We start from the raw sequence: 20,967 nt of genomic DNA on the forward strand, positions 1-20,967 counted from the left end.
TGGTTTTATCTTCCGTCGCCACATGAACCGAATCCATGGAGGCGATATAAGTGGCCGCAGCAGGAGGGGCGAACCTCATCCCGCTCGTCGCCGCGATAATCGGCATCGGCGTGGTCTCGCAGGTGCTTTCGGACCGGTTTCAGGTCCCCAGCGTCGTGTTCCTCATCGCGTCGGGCATCCTGCTCGGCCCGGAGGTTCTCGGCGTCATCTCTCCCGACTCGTTCGGGAACGCACTACAGGCCATCGTCGGTCTCTCGGTCGCTATCATCGTGTTCGAGGGTGCGTTCCACCTTCGAATCGACAAGCTACGGGAAGCGCCGGCCGCGACGTTCCGACTCGTCACCGTCGGGGCGATAATCTCGTTCATCGCGACCGGCGTCGTCGTCCACTACGCGCTCGGCGCGCCGTGGCCGGTGTCGTTCCTCGTGGGCGCGCTCCTCGTCGCGACCGGGCCGACCGTCATCGCGCCGATTCTCGAAGTCGTCCCGGTCCGCGACCGGGTCGGCGCGGCGCTCGACACGGAGGGTATCGTCAACGACGTGACGGCGGCCATCGTCGCCGTCGTCATCTTCGAGGCCATCCTCGAAGGCGTCAGCAGTCCCGACGCTCTCGTGACGCTGTTCGCCGAGCGCCTCGGCGTCGGCGTCATCGTCGGCGCAGTCGTCGCCGGGACGCTGTACTACGTCCTCCGGTACGTCGACCTCTCGCCGGGCAACGCGCCGCAGAACGCGCGCCTGCTCGCCCTCGCCGGCGCGCTCGTGTCCTACGCGGCCGCCGACTACGTCGCCACGGAGGCCGGCATCGCCGCGGTGGCGACCGCCGGCATCCTCCTCGGCAACGCGGACGTGCCGTACGAAGAGGAGATTTCGGCGTTCAAAGGCGACATCACGCTACTCGTGCTGTCGTTCGTCTTCATCGCCCTCGCGGCGCTGTTGGACTTCCAGAACCTCCTGAACCTCGGCGTCGGCGGCCTCGCGGTCGTCGCCGCCGTCGCGCTCGTGATTCGGCCGCTCTTGGTCTTCGTTTCGGCCCGCGGCGACCGCTTCACGAGAGAAGAGAAGCTCTTCATGAGCTTCGTCGGCCCGCGCGGCATCATCCCCGCGTCCGTGGCCTCGCTGTTCGCTATCGCCCTGCAGGAGGAGGCGACGCGACTGGCGGCCGAGGGAATGGCCCAGCAGGCCGCCGCGCTGAACCAGAGCGCCTCGATTCTCGTCGGCACGGTCTTCCTCGTCATCCTGACGACCGTCGTCTTCGAGGCCGGCCTCGCTCGCCGGATTGCAGAATACCTCGACGTCATCCCAATGCGTGTACTCATCATCGGAGGCGGGAAAGTGGGCCGTGCGCTCGCCGAACGCCTCGCAGACCGCGGAGAGAACGTGGTCCTCATCGAGCAGGACCAAGAAGTAGTCCAGGCCGCCCGGAACATGGGCTTTACCGTCCATCACGGCGACGGCGCCGACACGAGCGTCTTACGCTCCGCGGGGGCCGCGAACGCCAAGTTCGTGGTCGCCGCGACCGGCGACGACGACGTGAACCTGCTCGTCGCGCAGTTGGCGAACTCGAAGTTCGACCCCGAGAGCGTCCTCGCGCGGGCGAACAACCCCGACAACGTCGAGGCGTTCGAAGAACTCGGCGTGCGGACCATCTCGTCGACCATCGCCACGGCGCAGGCGCTCGACAACTACATCGAGCGCCCGTCGATGTCGAACTGGATGGGCGAAATCGGCCGCTCCGGCGACGTCCAAGAGGTCGAGGTCACCGCCGAGCGACTCGTCGGACGGACCATCCGCGAAATCGGTCCCGAACTGCCCGACGGCTGTCTCGTCACGCTCGTCTCGCGGAACGGCGACACGACGGTCCCCAACGCGGAGTACACGCTCCAAGAGGGCGACCGCATCACCATCATCGGCGAGCGCGAGGCCGTCCGGAGCGCCGAAGAACTCGTCAATCCCGAATAGCGGCTCTCGCCGCCCGCTCGACTTCGGTTTTTCGCGTCGTCCCCGACCGGTCAGCGCCGCACCCACCGGACGAACATCGCCCAGTAGCGCCCAGTAGCCGCCGATGAGCGCGACGAGGACGTCCCAGACGGGCGCGCCGAAGTCGGGGCGCGGAACGAACTCGCCGGCGCCCGGAGTACGAACGTGACGAAAGGCGCACGTCTGTTCGTGAGCGTTAGCGGGGGAGGGACCGAACGAAAGCGAACGACGCGACGTGCGCCGGGTTCCCTCGCTCCGCTCGGCAACAATCTGGACCAAAAAACAGCCGAATCCCAACCCTATCTGCTGAACTCGATTGCCGCGCCACTGCCACCTTTTTCCCTCGCTCCGCTCGGCAAAAATCTGGACCAAAAAACAGCCGAATCCCAACCCTATCTGTTGAACTCGATTGCCGCGCCTTGACCGAAGCCGACGCAGAGCGACGCGAGGCCGCGGTCCACGTCGCGCTTTCGCATCTCGTGGATGAGCGTCACCGGGAGGCGCGCGCCGGACGCCCCGAGCGGGTGGCCGAGGGCGATTGCGCCGCCGTTGACGTTGAGTTCGTCCGCGTCGATGCCGAGTTCGCGCCGGGAGTACTCACACTGGCTGGCGAACGCCTCGTTGATTTCGACGAGGCCGTAGTCGTCGATGTCGGTGCCGGCGCGGTCGAGGAGGCCGCGGGTGGCCGGGACCGGGCCGATGCCCATGACCGTCGGGTCGACGCCGGCGACGTTGTTCGTGCCGACCGACGCGAGCACGTCGAGGCCGCGCTCGTCGGCGAACTCGCGGCTGGTGACGAGGACGGCGGCCGCGCCGTCGGTTATCTGCGAGGAGTTACCGGCGGTGACCGAGCCGTCGCCCGAGAAGGCGGGGTCGAGACCGCCGAGAATCTCCATCGAGGTGTCGCGGCGGATGCCCTCGTCTTCGGTGACGACGCCGTCGGCCGTCTCGACGGGCACGATTTCGTCGTCGAAGCGACCCGAGTCGGTCGCCTCGGCGGCGCGTCGGTGGCTCCGAAGCGCGAATTCGTCTTGGGCCTCGCGGGAGACCTCGTACTCCTCGGCGACCTTCTCGGCGGTCATCCCCATCTGCAACTGGAAGACGTTGTACCGCTCGCTCAGTTCGGGGTGGAGGTGCTCGTAGGAGTCGCCGTCCATCGGCACGCGGGACATGCTCTCGACCCCGCCGGCGACGATGCACTCGCGGTTGCCGGCGGCGACGGCGTCGGACGCGGAGATGATGGCCTGCATCGAGGAGGCGCACCACCGGTTGATGCTCGTCGCGGGCGTCCCCTCGCCGAGGGCGGACAGGAGCGCGATGACGCGGGCGACGTTGTTGTCCTGTTCGGTGCGCTGTTGGGCGACGCCCCACATCAGGTCCTCCACGTCGTCGGGGTCGACGTCGTGTTCGTCGAGGATGTGGTCGATGAGGGTGACCGAGAGGTCCTCGCTTCGAACGTCCTCGAACACGCCGCCCGCCTTGCCGAACGGCGTGCGGTACGCGGCCGCGATGACTGGCTCTGGCATGACACAGCATCGGGGTTCGAACACCATAAATAGTTTAGAACTCGCTATTCGTCGCGACGAGTTGTTGTCCGGGTCGAAAAACGCCGAGAAAACGGTGAGCGTGGAGACGACGGCACCGACTCTCGGAACGTCAGGAACGAGTGGCGGGGTCGCTGTCCGGCCGACCGGGGATTCCGCCGGTACCCGCGTCGGCGACCGTTGGGTCCGCGGGGAAGAGTTCCGGCGCGACGTCCGCCGAGGCGTGCTCGAAAGGCGCGTCGGCGACGCGGGTGTCGGCGTCGTCAGCCGGGTCGTCGGACGCGATGCGTTCGGTCATGTTCAGTCGCTCGTGACCGGCTGTTCGGCCTGCGCTTCGTCCTCGGCGAACGGGTACCACGACTGCTTCGCGTCGTGCATGTACGGCGCTTCGAACGCCGTCTCCTCGGGGACGCAGTACTCCGTGACGGCCTCGGTCCCCTCGGCTTCGACCCACTCGCGGAACGTCTGACCGGGGTCGCGGCGCTCCGCGAACGCCTCAACGAGCGACGCGATAGCGCCCGGTACCTCGTCGGCCGGGACGCGCTGTCGAACCCACTCGACGAACGACGGCTCCTCGCCGATGCCGCCGCCGACGCCGATGTCCATCGCTTCGACCATCTCGCCGTCCTTCTGGGCGCGCATGCCGAACAGGCCGATGTCGGCCGTGTTCGCCTGCCCGCAGTCGGCGGTACAGCCGGAGTAGTGAATCTTCAGTTGGCTCACGTCATCGGGCACGTCCACGTTGTCGCGGAGCCACCGGAGCATCCGGGCGGTCCGCGCTTTCGTCTCCGTGAGCGCGAGCGAGCAGAACTCCGTGCCAGTGCAGGCGACGGTACCGCGCTGGAACGGGTTCGGGACGGGCGTGTGCTTGCCGAGGAGCGGTTCAGAGAGCAGGTCGTCGAGCTTCTCCTCCGGCACGTCCATCAGAAGCGGGTTCTGCCGGCGGGTGAGTCGGACCTCGCCGGAGCCGTACTCGTCGGCGATGTCGGCCAGTTCGATGGCATCCGACGCCGTGAGCCGGCCGACGGCGACGCTGAGGCCGACGTAGTAGTCGCCGTCGGCCTGCTCGTGGACGCCGACGTGGTCGTGTTTGCCGGCGGACTCCGGGCGGCCCGCGTTGTAGGTGTATCCGTCGCGGATGTTCTCGCCCGCAGACCGGAGTTCGAAGTCGACGTACTCCGCTTGGAGGAGGTCGCGAATCTTCTCCGTGCCCCATTCGTCGACGAAGAAGCGACTGCGGGCGCGGGCCCGAACGTCGCGGTTGCCGTGTTCGTGGTAGAGTTCGACGAAGCCGCGGACGACCTCGTAGGCGCGGTCTTCGTCGGCGACGAAGATGTCGAGGTCGCGGGCGACGCGCGGCTTTCGGGAGCCGAGGCCGCCGCCGACGCGGACGTTGAAGCCGGTGACCGTCTCGCCGTCTATCTCCTTTCTCGCGGGTTCGAGCCCCACGTCGTTTATCGAGTCCTGCGCACAGCCCTCGCGACAGCCGGTGACGCTGATGTTGAACTTCCGCGGCATGTTCGACAGCGCGTCGTTCCCGCGGAGGTCGGTCTGGAAGCGGTCGAGGAGCGGCTGGGACTCGACGAGTTCGTGCTTGTCGCGGCCGGCGACCGGACAGCCGGTGATGTTCCGCATGGTGTCGCCGCCCGCGGACCGCGAGGAGACGCCCGCGGCTTCGAGCTTCTCCCAGACCTCGGGGATGTCTTCGAGTTCGAGCCAGTGGAGCTGAATCGACTGGCGCGTCGTCAGGTCGACCCACGCGTCGCCGAACTCGGGGTTCTCGACGGGGCCGGAGGCGTAGTCGCGAGCGACCTCCCCGATGGCCCGGAGTTGCCCCGGTTCGAGGACGCCGTTGGCGTTCGTCAGCCGCATCATGAAATAGGAGTCCTGGCCCGTCCGTTGCTGGAAGACGCCCCAGAACTTGAAGCGGGTGAACCACTCGTCGCGTTCCGCCTCGGGGATGGCGTCGACCCCCTTCTCGGCGAACTCCTCGATCTTCTCGCGGACCGCGTCGCCGTAGAGCTCCGACTTCCACGCTTCCTTCTTACTCGCCATTTCCGACCACCAGTGGGCAATCGTCCACTATCTGTGTGCGTTTGTGTGCGAACTCGGTCATGTTTCGTGATAACACGACTTGATAGAAGCTGATAAGAGTATTCGTTGAAAATGTGTAGAAATACCCCATATATACCGTATTCGTCCAATCTATAACCAGATATCCCGAATATAAGGTCGTATTTTGGGCAGATTCCCGTTCGTTTATTCGACAATCAGAACCTAACATAATGTTCGATAGTGTGGTATAGGTCTCGAACGGGATTCACCGACGATGGGTGAGCGCGCGCAAGTCGTCGAAGGAGTTCACGTTGTGAAACACGTGCGTGCCGGCGTGAGCCTCCACTTCGCGGTCGCCGAGGACGGTGACGTCGAGGGCGGACATCACGGTCCGTAGGCGGTCGTCGCCGGCGCGGATGGTGTCCGTGCAGGCGACTTCGGCGGCGCGGCAGTGAACGACCGCGGGAAGCGGTTGCGGCGTCTCCGAGACCCGCGGGACGACGCCCGCACCGCCCTGCAGGCGGCCGAAGAGGTGCGAGATGAACCCGCTCGGAACCAGCGGCATATCGGTCGGGAGGACCGCCGCAAACTCGGCGCTCGTCTCCCGCAACGCGGTCCGCAGACCGAAAACGGGCCCCCGGTCGGGATGGGCGTCCTCCGCGAACCGGACGTCGAAGTCCAACAGCGCACCGGCGAGTGAGTCCCGCTGTTCGGCGCGACAGTTGACGACGAGTTCGTCGACGACGGGGTCGAGCGAGGCGGCGACCCGGTGAATCATGGGCTGGCCGCCGACGGTGGCCGTCGCCTTGTCGATGCCGCCGAATCTGGTCGAGCGGCCGCCGGCGAGGATGATGCCGGCGCGGCCGGTGTCGAGGTGAGGGTGCGACACGTCGGCCATTCTCAGGCGGCGGTGCGTTCGAGTTCGCGGGACCGTCCGACCGCGGCGACGACTGCCATCAGTCGCTCACCTCGGCGGGGAGGCGGTCGGACGCGGCGGTCGTCTCGGGGCGTTCGAGGCGGACGGCGCACTGCTTGAAGTTCGGTTCGTTCGACTGCGGGTCGACCGCGGGGGTGGTGAGTCGGTTGGTCATGGGATGGTGAATAGAGAGCCAGACGACGCCCGGCGGGACGGCGTCGTCGGGGTCGAGCGTCGCCGGGACCGACGCCCGGCGGGAGACGACGGTGGTGCGACGGTCGCCCTCGGAGTCGGCGACCGCGTCGCGGTGCGCGTCGATGGTGTCGGGATGCGCGCGGGCGACCGGGTGGTCCGGCGTGTCGCTCCGGGTGCGGACCCCGGTGTTGTACCCGTCGGCCTCGCGGCCGGTCGTGAGGGTCAACGGGTACGACTCGTCGGTGGGGTCGGGGAGCGACGACCCCGAGAGCGCGCTGAACTGCGCTTTCCCCGACGGCGTCGGGAACGACCACGTCGGGTCGCCCGACTCAGCCGAGTCCTCGTAGTAGCGGTAGCCGCCCTCGCTCGTCGGGTCCGGCGCGGGCCAACGGACGGCTCGCTCGCCGTCGAGTCGCGTGTACGACAGCCCCGAGCAGTCGGCGTCGGTGCCCGCGGTGAGCGCGGCGAACTCGTCGAACAGCTCGCTCGGCGAGACCGACGGCCTCGGGAGCAGTCCCGGCGCGACGCGGGCGGCCACGTCGGCGATGATGTCGAGGTCCTGTCTGACCCCCGGCGGCGTCTCCGTGGCCGGGCGGACCCGCGAGACCGTCCGCTCCATGTTCATCGTGGTCCCCTCGGACTCGCCCCACGTCGCCGCGGGGAGCACCACGTCGGCGAGTTCGACCGTCTCGGACCGGAAGGCGTCCTGCACGACGAGGAAGGCGTCGTCGAGGACCTCGCGGGCGGCCGTCGCGTCGGGGAACCCCGCGAGCGGGTTGGTGGCGACGGTCCAGACGACCGACGGCGACGACTCGAACATGCCGACCGGCCCCGGCCCGTTGTCGTCGGGGAGCCGAGAGACGGGCACGTCCCACGCCTCGGCGACGGTCCGGCGGTGGTCCGGGTGCTCGAACGGTCGATGGCCGGGCCACGTCCCCTTCGAGGAGACCACCCGGGTGCCCATCGAGTTCGCCTGGCCGGTGAGCGAAAAGGGGCCGGAGCCGGGGCCGAGGTTCCCCGAGGCGAGACAGAGGTTCACGAGCGCGCCGGCGGTCGCGGTGCCGCGGACGCTCTGGTTGACGCCCATGCCCCAGTAGACGAGCGTGGGCGCGTCGAGGAGCGACGCCAGTTTCTCCACCGCATCGAGGGTGACGCCGGCCGCCGACGCCCCCTCCTCGACCGGGGGGAGTTCGTCGACGACGCGGTCGAATCCCTCGGTGTGCGCCTCGACGAACGCCTCGTCCACGCGGTCGGTCTCGACGAGGTGTCCGAGAACCGCCTGCGCCAGCGCGAGGTCGCCGCCGGGGTCGATGGCGACGTGGTCGTCGGCGACGCCCGCGGTCTCCGTCTCGACGGGGTCGACGACGACGAGGTCGCCGTCGTCGGCCGACTGGCGAATCCACCGGAACATCACCGGGTGGGCGACCGCCGGGTTCGCCCCCCAGACGAGGTGCGTCTCGGCCTCGGGGACGTCGTCGTAGGTCGGCGGCGGCGCGTCGCTCCCGAAGGCGCGGTAGTAGGCTTTGACCGCGCTCGCCATGCAGAGGGTCGTGTTCGCGTCGTAGTGTCTGGTGCCGATGCCGCCGCGGGCGAGCTTTCCCAGGGCGTAGGCGGCCTCGTTCGTCTGTTGGCCGCTCCCGAGGACAGCGACCTCGTCGGGGTCGTCGGCCATCGCGTCGGCGATGGCGTCGCTCGCGCGAGAGAGCGCGGTGGACCACGAGGTCTGACGGAGTTCGCCGTTCTCCCTGACGAGCGGGCGCGTGAGCCACGACCCGTCGGGATCGGCCGACTCGCGAATACCGCGACCGCAGGCCAGTCCGTTGTTCACGGGATGCGAGGGGTCGCCCCGGACCGCGTCGAGACCGTACGCCGTGTCGGAGCCGAGGTGGACGTGGCCACAACCGACCGCACAGCGCATACAGGTCGTCGGAACTTGTTTCGCCACGCGAGTCACCACCCACCGTCCGCGTCGGATGTACCGTATTCGGGCATATATCCCGTGCCGTTCGTGAATATCATTTCACTTTCTTGGCTCACAGTGGCGGAATATAAGCATAAAGGCCTAATCATTTAAGAACCAATATTTTTGTCCCGTATTCTGGATGAAGAAACAGTATACAAACGCATGGAAGGAATATAACCGCGTAATTCCGCCGTTTTCAAATATGTTTTTGTATTATTTTTCTGAAATTAATATTGGCGGGCGGTCCCGCGCCGCGTTCCTTGCCATGGCGGTCGTTCGGTCGCGCGCGGCTCCCGGCGGCGCTCCGACGCTCTTATGCGTCTCCCCGGGCAATTTCTGGGGGATGAGTGAACGGGCGCTCGAGGTTGTCGAGTTTCTGCTGACGGCCCACCTCTACACTGACGACCGAACGCTTGACGAAAACGACCTTCCCCCGCGGTATCGACGCGTCTTCTGGGCGGACGCCGAGGACGACGGCGACGAGGACGACTCGTCGATGGCCGGCATCGAGCGACCCCTCGTCGTGACCGAGTCCGTCGCGCGGAAGGCGACCGGCGTCGAACACCCCTGGGACGCGATTTCGGACCTCATGTTCACCCAGCGTGAGGAGTTCTCCGGGCGTCTCTCGCTGACCCAACCCGAGATGGCGCTGGAGTGGTTCGTCAAGCGGGCCGACCACGACCGGCTCGTGACGAACCCGACGGTCGCGAAGTCGGTCGAGGACCGCGACGACGTGGACGTGACCCACGCGGACGCGAGAGAACAGACCCGGCCGATTCACGCCGACCGCGTGTGGATAGACAGCCTGCTCGACGAGTACTTCGACGACGAGGACGACGCCGAGATGCTCGACCTCGTGCAGGTCCGCGCGCCCGAGGAGATCGAGATGACCCTCGACGACCTCGTGCTCACGACGGACCAGGAAGGCGAGATTCACAAGCTGATGAAGGCCATCGAGCACCGCGAGTACCTCGCGGACATCGGCCTCCGCGAAATCGGGAAAATCCTGTTCGTCGGGCCGCCGGGGACCGGCAAAACCACCGTCTCGCGGGCGCTCGCCCACGAGCTCGGCCTCCCGTTCGTCGAGGTGAAGCTCTCGATGATAACGAGCCAGTACCTCGGCGAGACGGCCAAGAACGTCGAGAAGACCTTCGAGGTCGCAAAGCGGCTGTCGCCGTGTATCCTCTTTATCGACGAGTTCGACTCGGTGGCGAAGACCCGCCGGTCGGACGAGCACGCGGCGCTCAAGCGCGCGGTCAACACGCTACTCAAGAGCATCGACGACATCTCGCTGATTCGCGACGAGGTCATCCTCATCGGCGCGACCAACCACCCCGACCAGCTCGACTCGGCGGCGTGGCGGCGCTTCGACGAAATCGTCAACTTCCCCAAACCGGACCGCGGGATGCGCGCCGACATCCTCCGCGTCATCACGAACCGAATGGACATCAACGAGTTCGACCCCTCGGCCATCGCCGACGTGACGGAGGGCCTCACCGGCTCCGACCTCCGACTCGTCCTCCGCGAGGCCGTCCTCGAAGCGCTCACCGAAGAGCGGATGGAGCTCACGCAGGACGACCTGCTTGAGGCCGTCGCCGACTTCGAAGAGCGCGACAACCTGAAGAACCTCGACATGATGTCCGACTCGTCGGAACTCGTCGCGGGGGCGGGGTCGGAAGACGGCCACGACCACGACCACGCGGACGAACACGAAGGCGAGACGCAGAAACCAGAGCAATAAACCGCGCTTCTCCGTATTTTAAAATCCAGCCCCGAGTGGCTAGAGCTCGTATTCTGCCAGAGATATCATTTTTATATGATATTGGGAATGAATAAGTATTTGCAGAGGAGCGTTAGCGATTATGCAGAGAAGAGAGTATATTGGAGCGACAATCTCCGCACTCGGCACAGGATTTCTAGCAGGCTGTACGGGCGATACATCTACTCACGAGGGAACCACCACCCCGACTGCACAACCAGATAAGGCAGCAGAACACCTCGAAGAAGCGGGGAGTGCTCTCCAAAGTGCTGGAGAGCAACTATCCAGTGAGAGTGAGAGTTTATCTGAATCAGAATTTGAGGATGGCAGCGTCGACTTCAATCCCTCAAAGGTCTACACCTACCTCGATGAAGCAGCGAACGAATTAGACGCAGCCGAGGAGTATTCGACTGACGAACAACGAAGCAAAATCAACTCTGGACGCGAGTACATTGAGTTCGGACGAAAGATCACCGATTTCCTCGATATAGTAGTGGAGGGATACAGTCTGGTGTACTCCGGTCTCACGTACTTCCAGTCTGAGAGATACACGGACGCGGCAGCAGAGCTCGAAGCTGCTGAACAGAAGCTTGGCGACGCTGACGACCTCTTGAGTGTCGTTCGTGATCGGACGTCACAGCTTGAGACGGAAGAGTTAGATGACTTCGATAAAGTTGATGCTGAAACACTTCAGATCGACCTGACCACACTCGACGAGCTGATTCCAGTTCTCGAAACGATGGCAACAGGAATCAGAGAGATGTCGCTCGGGATGGAGGACCTGAACGAGGCCGAGAGTTACCTCGACGAAGAAGCGCTCACCCAAGCACAGAAAGCCTTAGATAGGGCAGCAGAGCACTTCGGAACCTCTGAGAGCCTCTTCAAACGACAGGAAGGTGAATCCCCGTCCTCGATAAAATCGACGTTTATCGAACTTACATGCTATGCAGGGTCTCTAAAAGACGGAACTGAACACTTCTCACGAGCAGTGGAGGCGATTGGAGAAGGAGACAACGAACGGGCGAAAGAAGAACGTGACAAGGCATCAGAGTCATACAATAAGTGTAACTTCGACTCGTAGACCCAGATACGTGTGGTCTTGGCTCGCAACTATGACCACACCATGGTCTGCACCATGTTTTGGCAGATATACTGGTTCTGACTCGCCCCCGTCGGCCACGTTTATACCTCGCCGTCCCCGTGATTGAGTCAATGCGCGTGACCCTCCTCGGGACCGGCGACACGACCGGAACGCCCACCGTCGGGTGCGACTGCGAGACCTGCCTCGCGGCCCGCGAGCGAGGCATCGAGCGGACGCGCTTTTCGGTCCACGTCGAAAACGAGCGGACCGGCGAGTCGCTCCTCGTGGACTTCAGCCCCGACTTCCGCCACCAGTTTCTCACGCGGGACGTGCCGCTTCCCGACGAGGCGCTCGTCACCCACATCCACTTCGACCACCTCGACGGCCTCGGGAACGTCTACCGCCTGCTCGACGACCTCGCGGTCCACGCCGCCGACGAGGTCGACCCGGTCACGGGCGAGAGCGTCGCCGACGCGATTCGCTCGAAGTTCGCCTACCTCGACCGCATCTCGGTCGAAGACCAGACGCCGTTCGAGTCGTTCCGCGCCTGCGGCCTCGACGTGACGTTCGTGCCGGTCGTCCACCCGCCGCTGGTCTGTTACGGCGTCGCCATCGAGGACCCCGAGACGGGCGCGAAACTCTCGCTTTCGGGTGATTCCACCTACGCAATCCCCGAGGAGTCCCGCGACGTGCTCCGGGACCCCGACCTGCTTCTCGCCGAGGCAATCGTCCCGGCGTCGGTCTGCGAGTACCACCCCATCGGCGGCGACGACCACGACGAAAACGGGGTCGCGCGGACCTTCGGCACGAAGCACATGACCCGCGAGGGGGCCATCGCGCTCGGCGAGGAACTGAACGCCGGCGAGACCCGCCTCGTCCACGTGGCGCACTTCTACCCCGCCGACGAGGCGTTCGAAGAGCCGCTGGCGGTCGACGGCGAGGTGTACGAGCTGTGAACCTCCGAGCCCTCGCCGAGGACAGGGCGTTCAGGTATCTCATGGTCGCCGGCGTCGTCGCGGCCGCGGGAAACGTCGTCCTGACGTACGTCGACACGGGCCGGCTCGACCTCGTCGGGGCCGCCGTGCAGGTCGTCCTCGTCGCCGTCATCGGCGTCGCGCTCGTCGCCTACTGGAGCTACATGGAGCGGCGGGCCGACGCGGAGTGAGGCGTCAGCGGTACCGGTCGAGTCCCGACTGTCTGCGGACCACACCGGGCGGGTCGGCGACCCAGCCCGTCCGTGACTCGCGGAGCCCGTCGCGGTCCAGTTCGGGCGGGTCGGCCGCCTCGAACGCCGGGCAGTCCGTACCGCACTCCGAACCGGGGTCGACCACGCGCTCGAAGTGGTCGCAGACCGGGCGGCCGTCGGCGTCGACGCGGGCGCGGGCACAGCCCGGGAGATCGTAGGCGCGCCATCCCTTGCCGTAGGCGCGCTCGGCGAGTCGGAGGCGCGCGGTTCGCTTTTCCGCGGGCGAGACGAGCGCCACGTCGGTGTGGAGCGAGTGGTACTCGACGGGTTCGACGCCGGTCGAGCCGGGCGAAAGCGGGCGGGGTTCGCGGACCACCTCGCGGTCGCCGGTGTCTGGGTCGAAGCGCCAGACGCCGACCGCCTCGGGGATGCGGTTGAGGTGCGCGCCGGTGACGTAGCTCTCGGTCGTGAGAATCACCTCGTCGAAGACCGCGAGGCTCGCGTCGAGGCGAAGCTGTCGGAGCAGGTCGCCGGGACTGCCGAGGTCGGGTTTGTTCTCGATGCCGACGAGCCGGGAGAACCAGTCGTCTGGATAGCGGGCGGCGCGGCGGACGTACTCCCGGCTCCGGCGGCGTTCGGACTCGAAGAAGCCGACTTCGACGGCGCGGTCGGTGGCGCGCCGGGCGCGACCGGGACGGCAGTCGAAGCCGTCGCGCCAGAAGACGGCGCTCCCGGTTCCCACGTCGCTTTCGATGGCCGCCGCGGGAACCGCGCGGTCGGTGATGCGGGCGCGGTCGTCGAACCCCGGTCCCGGGACGACGGCGCACACGTCGATGATGCGGCTCCCCGGCGAGGCGACCGACGCGCCGAGTTGGCGCGCCGGGAGCCAGTCTGTCGTCTGTTCGAGGTGGGCACAGAGCGCCAGTTCGAAGGCGAACTCCGAGGGCGACGACACCGGTTCGGGCACGTGAAACGCTCGGGGACGGAGCGGCAAAAAGGTCGCTTTCGGGCCACTAATCGGCGGTTCAGCCGTTCTCGAATTTGATTCTCTGAGGAATACCTATTTGGCCCAGAGCCCGGCAGTACCGACTGATGACGGGGGAAGAAAACGAAGTCAACGGTATCAGGCGGAGAACGTACCTCGGTATCGCGGCCAGCGCGGGGCTCGCGAGTCTCGCGGGCTGTAGCTCCGGAATGACCGCGAGCGCCGCGCGGGCACCGCCGCAGGTTCCCGAGGCGGCGCTCGAAGCCGGCGGCTGGGAGTACATCGGGGGGCACTCTCTGGACCCCGCCTTCGAGCAGTCGATCGGTCCGGCGAGCGTCTCCGCGGCGTTCGAGACGCTCGTCTACGAGGACATGGACCTCTCGGAGACGCTGAAGGAGAAGACGCTCGGGCAGGCCGAGGGGCAGTTCTCGCTGTTCTTCGCGACGCGCGTGACGCTCGACCCGAGCCTGTCGAACCTCCCCGAAGCGGTCCGCGGGACGGTCGTCGACGTGGTCGAAGAACACGCGCGAGCGAACTACGAGGGGCAGTTGGAAGACGTGGACGTCACGGACATCGAACAGACGGACACGCGGTCGACGACGGTCGACACCGGGGAGTCGGCGCGCGTGACCGACTACGAGGCCACCATCGCCTTCGACGAGATTACCTTCCCGTTCACGGACGAAAAGGAGTTCACCATCGAGGGACGGGAGTTCGACGTCAGCGGGATGCTGGCCGTCTGGGAGCACGACGGGACGATTCTCGTCGCGGGCGGAGCGCACCCGGGCGAGAACATCGAACTCAGCGTGACCAAGGAGCCGACCGAGGCCATCGAGGTCTCGGTCGACATCGACCTCGGGCTCACGCCCGACGCCTACCGCGAGGAGCTTCAGTCGCTCGTCGCGGGCGTCGAATAACCGGCGAAGCCCGGAGTGACAGCGGTTCGAGGGGGTACTCGAATCGGTCCGCGAACCGTCGTGCTGGGGGGCACGACGAACCATTTTTCGAGGCGACGCCGGGACCGAGAGACGTGGCTGAATCGCCGCGCGGGGTGTGTGACCGCCCGACGCGGCCACAGCGTCACCGCTCCGAGAACAGCACCTTTATCAGTCGTTCGGAGCCAAGTTCACGCAAGATTACTCTCAGGAGGTCAATGGTGACGAAAAACCCACAACAACCGGAGGTGAACATCGGACTCGTCGGTCACGTCGACCACGGAAAGACGACGCTCGTCCAAGCGTTGTCCGGCTCGTGGACGGACCAGCACTCGGAGGAGATGAAGCGCGGTATCTCTATCCGACTCGGGTACGCCGACGCGACGTTCCGTCAGATTCCCGGCGTTGACGCGCCGGAGTGTTACACGGTCGAAGAGGAAACCGAAGACGGCGAGGAGACCGAGGTGCGCCGCACCGTCTCGTTCGTCGACGCGCCCGGCCACGAGACGCTCATGGCGACCATGCTCTCTGGTGCCGCCATCATGGACGGTGCCATCCTGCTCGTGAGCGCGACCGAGGACGTGCCGCAGGCCCAGACGGCCGAGCACCTGATGGCGCTCGATATCATCGGCATCGAGAACATCGTCATCGCGCAGAACAAGGTCGACCTCGTCGACCGCGAGCGCGCCGTCGACAACTACGAACAGATAACGGAGTTCGTGGAGGGAACGGTGGCCGAAGACGCGCCCATCATCCCCATCAGCGCCCAACAGGAGGTCAACCTCGACCTCCTCATCGAGGCCATCGAGGAGGAGATTCCGACGCCCGACCGCGACGAGACCGAAGACAGCCGGATGTTCGTCGCGCGCAGTTTCGACATCAACCGTCCGGGAACGACCTGGGACGGCCTCATGGGCGGCGTCATCGGCGGTAGTGTCGTCGCCGGCAAGCTCGAGGAGGGCGACGAACTCGAACTCCGCCCCGGCCGCGAAGTCGACGAGGAGGGCCAGACCGAGTGGCGCTCCATCACGACCGAGGTCCGCTCGCTACAGGCGGGCGGCAACATGGTCGATGAGGTCCGCCCCGGCGGTCTCTGCGGCGTCGGGACCGGTCTCGACCCGAGCTTCACGAAGGGCGACGCGCTCGCGGGACAGGTCGCCGGCGAGCCCGGCACGCTCCCGCCGACGCGCGAGCAGTTCACCATGGACGTGGAGCTTCTCGACCGCGTCGTCGGCGGCGAGGAAGACGAGGGTATCGACGAGATATCCACCGGCGAGCCCCTGATGCTCACCGTCGGCACCGCGACCACGGTCGGCGCGGTGACGAGCGCGCGAAGCGGCGAGGCGGAAGTCTCGCTCAAGCGCCCCGTCTGCGCCGCCGAGGGAGCGAAGATAGCCATCAACCGCCGCGTGGGCGCTCGCTGGCGACTCATCGGTATCGGGACGCTCAAGTGACGTGACCGCCACCGTAGTCGTCATGGACACGAACGCGCTCATGATGCCGGTCGAACTCGACGTCCGCGTGTTCGACGAACTCGACCGGTTGCTCGCGGCCGACGCGGACCTCGTGGTCCCCACGGCCGTCCTCGACGAGTTGGAGAAGCTCTCGTCGGGCGGCGGGACCGAAGGCGTCGCGGCGAGCGTGGGCGCGGACCTGGCGACCCGGTGCCGGGCGGTCGAAACCGAGGAACCGTACGCCGACGACGCGGTCGTCGAACTCGCCGAATCGGGCGAGGTCGACTACGTCGTCACGAACGACAAGCCCCTCCGTGACCGGGTGCTCGACTGCGGGACTCCCGTCGTCGGCATCCGGGGGCACGCCACGCTGGCAATCACGGAACCTTAACGAAACTATGTACAAACGGGTACGACTCAAAGATACAGTCGAAGTCCCACCCCGACACCTGGGCGACGTGACGCCCAAGCGGGTCAAGCGACTGTTGCAGGACAAGTTGGAAGGACGGATGGACGAGGACGTGGGGAGCGTCGTGAGCGTCGTGAACGTCAACGACATCGGTGAGGGCACCGTGCTGCCCAGCCGCCCCGGCGTCTACTACGAGGCCGACTTCGACGCCATCACCTACGACCCAGACATGCAGGAGGTCGTCGACGGCATCGTGGTCGAAGTCGTCGAGTTCGGTGCCTTCGTCGGCATCGGCCCGGTCGACGGACTGCTCCACGTCTCGCAAATATCCGACGAATACCTCGCCTACGACGGCGAGAACCAACAGCTCGCGTCGACCGAGTCCAACCAGACGCTCGCCGTCGACGACGAAGTGCGCGCTCGCATCGTCACCAAGAGCATCGACGAGCGCAACCCGCGCGACTCGAAGATCGGCCTCACGGCCAAACAGCCGGGGCTCGGCAAGCACGGCTGGCTCGAGTCGAAGCGCCAGCAGAGCGAGGCCTCGGCGGAGGGTAACTGATGGCGAAGCCCCGTCTCGCCTGCCGCGAGTGCCACTTCGTCAACGACCCGGACAGACAGACGTGCGAGAACTGCGGGTCGAGCAGTCTCACCGAGGACTGGGCGGGCTACGTCGTCATCACCCACCCCGAAGACAGCGAAATCGCCACCGAGATGAACGTCACCGAACCCGGCGGCTACGCGCTGAAGGTCCGCTGAGCATGCTCACCCTGCCGACGGCGCTTCGGGCGGCGTTCAAAGAGCCGTTCGGCCCGGTGTACACCGAGGCCGACGACCTCCTCGCAGACGCATCCAGCGAGGACGCGGGCGCGCCGCTCGTCGCCGTCGGCGACGTCGTCACCTTCCACCTCCGCCGCGCCGGTCGCCCGCCGGACGTGGCCGTCGTCGACGGCAAGACGAAACGCGAGGCCGTCGGCGAAGAGATTCGGCAGGCGGTCGAGACCGGCCGCCTCGTCGAGGTCGAAAACGAACCGGGAACCGTCTCCGTCGCCCTCGTCGAGGCGCTCGTGGCCGCGCTCGACGACCCCGAGCCGACGACGCTCCTCGTCACGGGCGAAGAGGACCTCGCCACGCTCCCGGCGGTGCTCGCCGCGCCCGTCGCCTCGACGGTCGTCTACGGCCAACCCGACGAGGGAATGGTCCGCGTGACCGTCACCGACGCGACGAAAAGCGAGATGCGGGACCTCCTCGCGCGGTTCGACGGCGACTTCGACGCCGTCGTCGCGCCCATCGACGCCTGAGACGCGGGCGCGCTCGTCCCTTCGAAATCCTTTTACTTGCTTCGGGGGGAATTACTGGTAACTGAACCATGGATATCGAAATCATCTCCGAGGAGGAGAACCCCATGTTGCACCGGACGGACGTTCGATTCGAGATCGTCCACGAGGAAGCGACGCCCTCTCGTCTGTCGGTCCGCGACTCGCTCGCGGCCAAGCTGAACAAGGACTCCGACGAGGTCGTCGTCCACGAACTCGACACGAAGTTCGGCATGCGCAAGACCGCGGGCTACGCGAAGGTCTACGAGAGCCCCGAGTTCGCGCGCGACGTCGAACAGGACCACATGCTCGACCGCAACAAGATCACCGACGCCGACGCCGACGTCGAAGCCGAAGAGGCGTAAGCCCGGCTTCGAACCGTCGTTTCTTCACACTCGATGCGCATTCTCGGAATCGAAGGTACAGCGTGGGCCGCGAGCGCCGCGGTTTTCGAGACCGACGACCCCGACGCGCTCCGCTCTGAGACCGGGCGGACGCCCGACCCGGCGGCCGACCACGTCTTCATCGAATCTGATCCCTACCAGCCGGACAGCGGCGGCATCCACCCGCGCGAGGCCGCAGAACACATGGGGAGCGCCGTCCCCGAGGTCGTCGAGACCGCGCTCTCGCACGCGGCGGCGCGGCACGACGGCGACGGCCCCGTCGTCGACGGCGTCGCCTTCTCCCGCGGCCCCGGTCTGGGGCCGTGTCTCCGCATCGTCGGCACCGCGGCCCGCTCGGTCGCCCAGACGCTCGACGTGCCGTTGCTGGGCGTCAACCACATGGTCGCGCACCTCGAAATCGGCCGCTACCAGTCCGGCTTCGACTCGCCGGTCTGTCTGAACGCCTCGGGCGCGAACGCCCATCTGCTGGGCTACCACAACGGCCGCTACCGCGTCCTCGGCGAGACGATGGACACCGGCGTCGGCAACGCCCTCGACAAGTTCACCCGCCACGTCGGCTGGACCCACCCCGGCGGCCCGAAAGTCGAGGCGGCCGCGGCGGACGGCGACTACGTCGAACTGCCGTACGTCGTCAAGGGAATGGACTTCTCGTTTTCCGGCATCATGAGCGCCGCGAAGGACGAGGCGGACGCGGGCACGCCCGTCCCCGACATCTGTGCCGGCCTGCAGGAGACGGTCTTCGCCATGCTCACCGAGGTGGCCGAGCGCGCCCTGTCGCTGACGGGGACGGACGAACTCGTCCTCGGCGGCGGCGTGGGCCAGAACGCCCGCCTCCGCGAGATGCTCGCGGAGATGTGCGACCAGCGCGGGGCGGAGTTCTACGCGCCCGAGCCGCGGTTCCTCCGCGACAACGCCGGCATGATTGCCGCCCTCGGCGCGCGGATGCTCGCCGCGGGCGACACGCTCGCCGTCGAGGAGTCCACCGTCGACCCGAACTTCCGACCCGACCAAGTGGCCGTGACGTGGCGCGGCGCGGACGAGTCGGTCGCGCGCGCTCACACGGACGACGGCGCGATTCGCGGGGCCGAGGCGACCGTCGACATCGGCACCGACGAGGTCGTCAAGCGGCGCGTCCCGAAGACGTACCGCCACCCGGAACTGGACGACAGACTCCGACGCGAGCGAACCAAAGCCGAAGCGCGGCTGACGAGCGACGCCCGACGCGCCGGCGTTCGGACGCCCGTCGTCCGCGACGTGGACCCCGTCGACGGCGTCATCGCGTTCCAGCGGGTCGGCGACGCGGACCTCGCGGAGCGACTCGACCCCGAGGCCGTCCGCCTCGTCGGCGAGTACCTCGCGCGTCTCCACGGGGCCGGCATCGTCCACGGTGACCCGACGACGCGGAACGTCCGGGTCGGAACGGGGCCGGACGGCGACCCGCGCGTGTACCTCATCGACTTCGGCCTCGGCTTCCACACGGGACACGTCGAGGACCACGCGATGGACCTCCACGTCTTCGCTCAGAGCGTCGAGGGCACCGCCGCCGACGCCGGCCCCCTCGTCGATGCGCTCGAAGCGGGCTACGAGGCCGTCGGCTCCGAGGAGGTCATCGCCCGGTTGCGCGAGGTCGAATCCCGCGGCCGGTACCGATAGGCCGCCACCGGACTCGTCGGAAGGCCAAAACGATTTATCCCGAGCCGGCGTATTCGTCTCACATGGCAGACAAACCGCAGCGCGGAACGCTTTTCGGCATCCCGTACAACTTCGAGCGACCGAGCGCCGGTCGACTGCTCTCGTCGTACTGGCAACCCGGCAAGGGCATGCTGGTGAAAAAGCCGTTCGGCATCGGCTACACGCTGAACCTCGCGAGCTGGCGGTCGTGGGTCGTCCTCCTCGTCGCCGGCGGCCTCCTCTGGAACGAGCGCCAGAAGGTCGAGGAGACGGAAGACGAGTCCGAGGCCGAGGCCGACGACGGCCCCGTCGAAGTCATCGTCGACTGAGGCGAAGCGACCGACACCGACGACTTTTCTACGTCCGCCCGCGGAGGGGCGGGCATGCTCCGATACGTCACCACGAACGCGGGGAAGGTCCGCGAGGCGCTTTCGTACCTCGACGACGACGACGTGAGCCAACTCGACTTCGACTACACCGAGGTGCAGGCGTCCGACCTCGGCCCCATCGCGGCCCACGGCGCGCGCGAGGCCTACCGCTACGCCGACGAGCCGGTGCTCGTGGACGACGCCGGCCTCTTTATCGACGGGTTCGAGGGCTTTCCCGGGCCGTACTCATCGTACGTCGAAGACACCCTCGGCGTCGAGGCGGTCCACCGGCTGGCCGCGGCCGAACTCGACGAACCGCGGCGGGGGTCGTTCCGCTGTGTCCTCGCGTACTGCGACGGCGAACCCTTCGAGGCGAGTCCGGACCCGATAGACCGCGACGACCGGACCGTCGCGGCCGCCCGCGGCGCGGAACAGGGCGCGGAGGAGACGGAGGCGCTCCCGGTGAAGCTCTTTACCGGAAGCGTCAACGGCCGCATCGTCCCGCCGCGCGGCGAGGGCGGCTTCGGCTACGACCCCATCTTCGAACACGACGGTGCGACGTTCGCGGAGCTGAGCGCCGCGGAGAAAAACGGTATCTCCCACCGCGGGCGGGCGTTGGCGAAGTTCGCGACGTGGTTTGCTGAGCGAACGGAGTGAGCGAAGCGAACGTCGTCGGGCGCGGAGCGTCCGACGGAAGTACGCCGAGCGATAGCGAGGCGAATCTCGTCGGGCGAACAGCCTGAACGGGAG

General features: G+C 66.8%; 21 protein-coding genes. 15 read left to right on the plus strand and 6 right to left on the minus strand.

Annotated elements, in window-relative coordinates:
• The first annotated feature begins 50 nt into the window (after nucleotides 1-50).
• Nucleotides 51-1,958 (plus strand): cation:proton antiporter domain-containing protein, encoded by a 1,908-nt coding sequence (locus ACFQI8_RS16150; protein ID WP_390246570.1) that lies wholly within the window; start codon nucleotides 51-53, stop codon nucleotides 1,956-1,958.
• 410 nt (nucleotides 1,959-2,368) lie between these two features.
• Here the strand turns inward: ACFQI8_RS16150 and ACFQI8_RS16155 are convergent, their stop codons facing one another.
• The 5 genes from ACFQI8_RS16155 to nasA form a co-directional block, all read right to left on the minus strand.
• The gene (locus ACFQI8_RS16155) at nucleotides 2,369-3,502 is read right to left on the minus strand and encodes a thiolase family protein (protein WP_390246572.1); all 1,134 of its coding nucleotides are present in this window, start codon (nucleotides 3,500-3,502) and stop codon (nucleotides 2,369-2,371) included.
• Between the two features lie 130 nt (nucleotides 3,503-3,632).
• The gene (locus ACFQI8_RS16160) at nucleotides 3,633-3,818 is read right to left on the minus strand and encodes a hypothetical protein (RefSeq protein ID WP_390246574.1); all 186 of its coding nucleotides are present in this window, start codon (nucleotides 3,816-3,818) and stop codon (nucleotides 3,633-3,635) included.
• Nucleotides 3,819-3,820: 2 nt separating this feature from the next.
• On the minus strand, nucleotides 3,821-5,575 hold the full coding sequence (locus ACFQI8_RS16165) for a nitrite/sulfite reductase (protein ID WP_390246576.1): 1,755 nt from the start codon (nucleotides 5,573-5,575) through the stop codon (nucleotides 3,821-3,823).
• Nucleotides 5,576-5,840: 265 nt separating this feature from the next.
• Nucleotides 5,841-6,473 carry a molybdenum cofactor guanylyltransferase gene (locus tag ACFQI8_RS16170; protein WP_390246578.1) on the minus strand — a complete coding sequence of 211 codons (633 nt, stop codon included), beginning with the start codon at nucleotides 6,471-6,473 and terminating at the stop codon, nucleotides 5,841-5,843.
• Between the two features lie 58 nt (nucleotides 6,474-6,531).
• A complete protein-coding gene (gene nasA / locus ACFQI8_RS16175; protein ID WP_390246677.1) occupies nucleotides 6,532-8,604 on the minus strand; it encodes an assimilatory nitrate reductase NasA in 2,073 nt (690 codons plus the stop codon).
• Nucleotides 8,605-8,992: 388 nt separating this feature from the next.
• Between nasA and ACFQI8_RS16180 the strand changes: the two genes are divergently transcribed.
• From ACFQI8_RS16180 to ACFQI8_RS16195, 4 genes are all read left to right on the plus strand, one after another.
• Nucleotides 8,993-10,390, plus strand: a complete 1,398-nt coding sequence (locus ACFQI8_RS16180; RefSeq protein ID WP_390246580.1) for an ATP-binding protein — start codon at nucleotides 8,993-8,995, stop codon at nucleotides 10,388-10,390.
• Nucleotides 10,391-10,511: 121 nt separating this feature from the next.
• Nucleotides 10,512-11,489, plus strand: a complete 978-nt coding sequence (locus ACFQI8_RS16185) for a hypothetical protein (protein ID WP_390246582.1) — start codon at nucleotides 10,512-10,514, stop codon at nucleotides 11,487-11,489.
• A 131-nt stretch (nucleotides 11,490-11,620) separates the two neighbouring features.
• Nucleotides 11,621-12,445 (plus strand): MBL fold metallo-hydrolase, encoded by an 825-nt coding sequence (locus ACFQI8_RS16190; protein WP_390246584.1) that lies wholly within the window; start codon nucleotides 11,621-11,623, stop codon nucleotides 12,443-12,445.
• Nucleotides 12,442-12,654 (plus strand): hypothetical protein, encoded by a 213-nt coding sequence (locus ACFQI8_RS16195; RefSeq protein WP_390246586.1) that lies wholly within the window; start codon nucleotides 12,442-12,444, stop codon nucleotides 12,652-12,654. The genes ACFQI8_RS16190 and ACFQI8_RS16195 overlap by 4 nt, the downstream gene beginning before the upstream one ends.
• A 4-nt stretch (nucleotides 12,655-12,658) precedes the next feature.
• On the opposite strand, the gene ACFQI8_RS16200 is transcribed toward ACFQI8_RS16195, so the two are convergent.
• Nucleotides 12,659-13,642: a DUF5787 family protein gene (locus ACFQI8_RS16200; protein ID WP_390246588.1), complete on the minus strand. Its 984-nt coding sequence runs from the start codon at nucleotides 13,640-13,642 to the stop codon at nucleotides 12,659-12,661.
• Between the two features lie 227 nt (nucleotides 13,643-13,869).
• Here ACFQI8_RS16200 and ACFQI8_RS16205 point away from each other — a divergent pair, with 227 nt between their 5' ends.
• The 10 genes from ACFQI8_RS16205 (at nucleotide 13,870) to ACFQI8_RS16250 (ending at nucleotide 20,874) form a co-directional block, all read left to right on the plus strand.
• A complete protein-coding gene (locus ACFQI8_RS16205) occupies nucleotides 13,870-14,577 on the plus strand; it encodes a DUF6517 family protein (RefSeq protein WP_390246679.1) in 708 nt (235 codons plus the stop codon).
• Nucleotides 14,578-14,813: 236 nt separating this feature from the next.
• Nucleotides 14,814-16,049, plus strand: a complete 1,236-nt coding sequence (locus ACFQI8_RS16210) for a translation initiation factor IF-2 subunit gamma (RefSeq protein WP_390246590.1) — start codon at nucleotides 14,814-14,816, stop codon at nucleotides 16,047-16,049.
• 22 nt (nucleotides 16,050-16,071) lie between these two features.
• A complete protein-coding gene (locus tag ACFQI8_RS16215) occupies nucleotides 16,072-16,440 on the plus strand; it encodes a twitching motility protein PilT (protein ID WP_390246681.1) in 369 nt (122 codons plus the stop codon).
• Nucleotides 16,441-16,447: 7 nt separating this feature from the next.
• The gene (locus ACFQI8_RS16220) at nucleotides 16,448-17,020 is read left to right on the plus strand and encodes a DNA-directed RNA polymerase (RefSeq protein WP_390246592.1); all 573 of its coding nucleotides are present in this window, start codon (nucleotides 16,448-16,450) and stop codon (nucleotides 17,018-17,020) included.
• Nucleotides 17,020-17,217: a transcription elongation factor subunit Spt4 gene (gene spt4, locus ACFQI8_RS16225; protein ID WP_148416463.1), complete on the plus strand. Its 198-nt coding sequence runs from the start codon at nucleotides 17,020-17,022 to the stop codon at nucleotides 17,215-17,217. Before ACFQI8_RS16220 ends, spt4 begins: the two co-directional genes overlap by 1 nt.
• Nucleotides 17,218-17,219: 2 nt before the next feature.
• Nucleotides 17,220-17,759, plus strand: coding sequence for a GTP-dependent dephospho-CoA kinase family protein (locus ACFQI8_RS16230; RefSeq protein WP_390246594.1), 540 nt, complete (start codon nucleotides 17,220-17,222; stop codon nucleotides 17,757-17,759).
• A 68-nt stretch (nucleotides 17,760-17,827) separates the two neighbouring features.
• A complete protein-coding gene (locus ACFQI8_RS16235; protein ID WP_390246596.1) occupies nucleotides 17,828-18,139 on the plus strand; it encodes a 30S ribosomal protein S24e in 312 nt (103 codons plus the stop codon).
• A 33-nt stretch (nucleotides 18,140-18,172) separates the two neighbouring features.
• Nucleotides 18,173-19,831 (plus strand): bifunctional N(6)-L-threonylcarbamoyladenine synthase/serine/threonine protein kinase, encoded by a 1,659-nt coding sequence (locus tag ACFQI8_RS16240; RefSeq protein WP_390246598.1) that lies wholly within the window; start codon nucleotides 18,173-18,175, stop codon nucleotides 19,829-19,831.
• Nucleotides 19,832-19,893: 62 nt separating this feature from the next.
• Complete coding sequence (locus ACFQI8_RS16245; RefSeq protein ID WP_390246600.1) at nucleotides 19,894-20,178, plus strand: DUF5808 domain-containing protein; 285 nt, start codon at nucleotides 19,894-19,896, stop codon at nucleotides 20,176-20,178.
• Nucleotides 20,179-20,232: 54 nt separating this feature from the next.
• Nucleotides 20,233-20,874, plus strand: a complete 642-nt coding sequence (locus tag ACFQI8_RS16250) for a non-canonical purine NTP pyrophosphatase (RefSeq protein ID WP_390246602.1) — start codon at nucleotides 20,233-20,235, stop codon at nucleotides 20,872-20,874.
• The last annotated feature ends 93 nt before the right edge of the window (nucleotides 20,875-20,967 follow it).

The organism is Haloferax chudinovii (genome assembly GCF_042663345.1).
Taxonomy (GTDB): domain Archaea; phylum Halobacteriota; class Halobacteria; order Halobacteriales; family Haloferacaceae; genus Haloferax; species Haloferax chudinovii.

Excerpts from the sequence above, each read along its gene's own strand:
- ACFQI8_RS16160 (WP_390246574.1), bottom strand. The coding sequence starts at position 3,818 with ATGACCGAACGCATCGCGTCCGACGACCCGGCTGACGACGCCGACACC.
- ACFQI8_RS16230 (WP_390246594.1), top strand. The coding sequence starts at position 17,220 with ATGCTCACCCTGCCGACGGCGCTTCGGGCGGCGTTCAAAGAGCCGTTC.
- ACFQI8_RS16215 (WP_390246681.1), top strand. The coding sequence starts at position 16,072 with ATGGACACGAACGCGCTCATGATGCCGGTCGAACTCGACGTCCGCGTG.
- ACFQI8_RS16235 (WP_390246596.1), top strand. The coding sequence starts at position 17,828 with ATGGATATCGAAATCATCTCCGAGGAGGAGAACCCCATGTTGCACCGG.
- ACFQI8_RS16190 (WP_390246584.1), top strand. The coding sequence starts at position 11,621 with ATGCGCGTGACCCTCCTCGGGACCGGCGACACGACCGGAACGCCCACC.
- ACFQI8_RS16220 (WP_390246592.1), top strand. The coding sequence starts at position 16,448 with ATGTACAAACGGGTACGACTCAAAGATACAGTCGAAGTCCCACCCCGA.
- ACFQI8_RS16240 (WP_390246598.1), top strand. The coding sequence starts at position 18,173 with ATGCGCATTCTCGGAATCGAAGGTACAGCGTGGGCCGCGAGCGCCGCG.
- ACFQI8_RS16165 (WP_390246576.1), bottom strand. The coding sequence starts at position 5,575 with ATGGCGAGTAAGAAGGAAGCGTGGAAGTCGGAGCTCTACGGCGACGCG.
- ACFQI8_RS16185 (WP_390246582.1), top strand. The coding sequence starts at position 10,512 with ATGCAGAGAAGAGAGTATATTGGAGCGACAATCTCCGCACTCGGCACA.
- spt4 (WP_148416463.1), top strand. The coding sequence starts at position 17,020 with ATGGCGAAGCCCCGTCTCGCCTGCCGCGAGTGCCACTTCGTCAACGAC.
- ACFQI8_RS16210 (WP_390246590.1), top strand. The coding sequence starts at position 14,814 with ATGGTGACGAAAAACCCACAACAACCGGAGGTGAACATCGGACTCGTC.
- ACFQI8_RS16250 (WP_390246602.1), top strand. The coding sequence starts at position 20,233 with ATGCTCCGATACGTCACCACGAACGCGGGGAAGGTCCGCGAGGCGCTT.
- ACFQI8_RS16170 (WP_390246578.1), bottom strand. The coding sequence starts at position 6,473 with ATGGCCGACGTGTCGCACCCTCACCTCGACACCGGCCGCGCCGGCATC.
- ACFQI8_RS16245 (WP_390246600.1), top strand. The coding sequence starts at position 19,894 with ATGGCAGACAAACCGCAGCGCGGAACGCTTTTCGGCATCCCGTACAAC.
- ACFQI8_RS16205 (WP_390246679.1), top strand. The coding sequence starts at position 13,870 with ATGACCGCGAGCGCCGCGCGGGCACCGCCGCAGGTTCCCGAGGCGGCG.
- ACFQI8_RS16180 (WP_390246580.1), top strand. The coding sequence starts at position 8,993 with ATGAGTGAACGGGCGCTCGAGGTTGTCGAGTTTCTGCTGACGGCCCAC.
- ACFQI8_RS16155 (WP_390246572.1), bottom strand. The coding sequence starts at position 3,502 with ATGCCAGAGCCAGTCATCGCGGCCGCGTACCGCACGCCGTTCGGCAAG.
- nasA (WP_390246677.1), bottom strand. The coding sequence starts at position 8,604 with ATGCGCTGTGCGGTCGGTTGTGGCCACGTCCACCTCGGCTCCGACACG.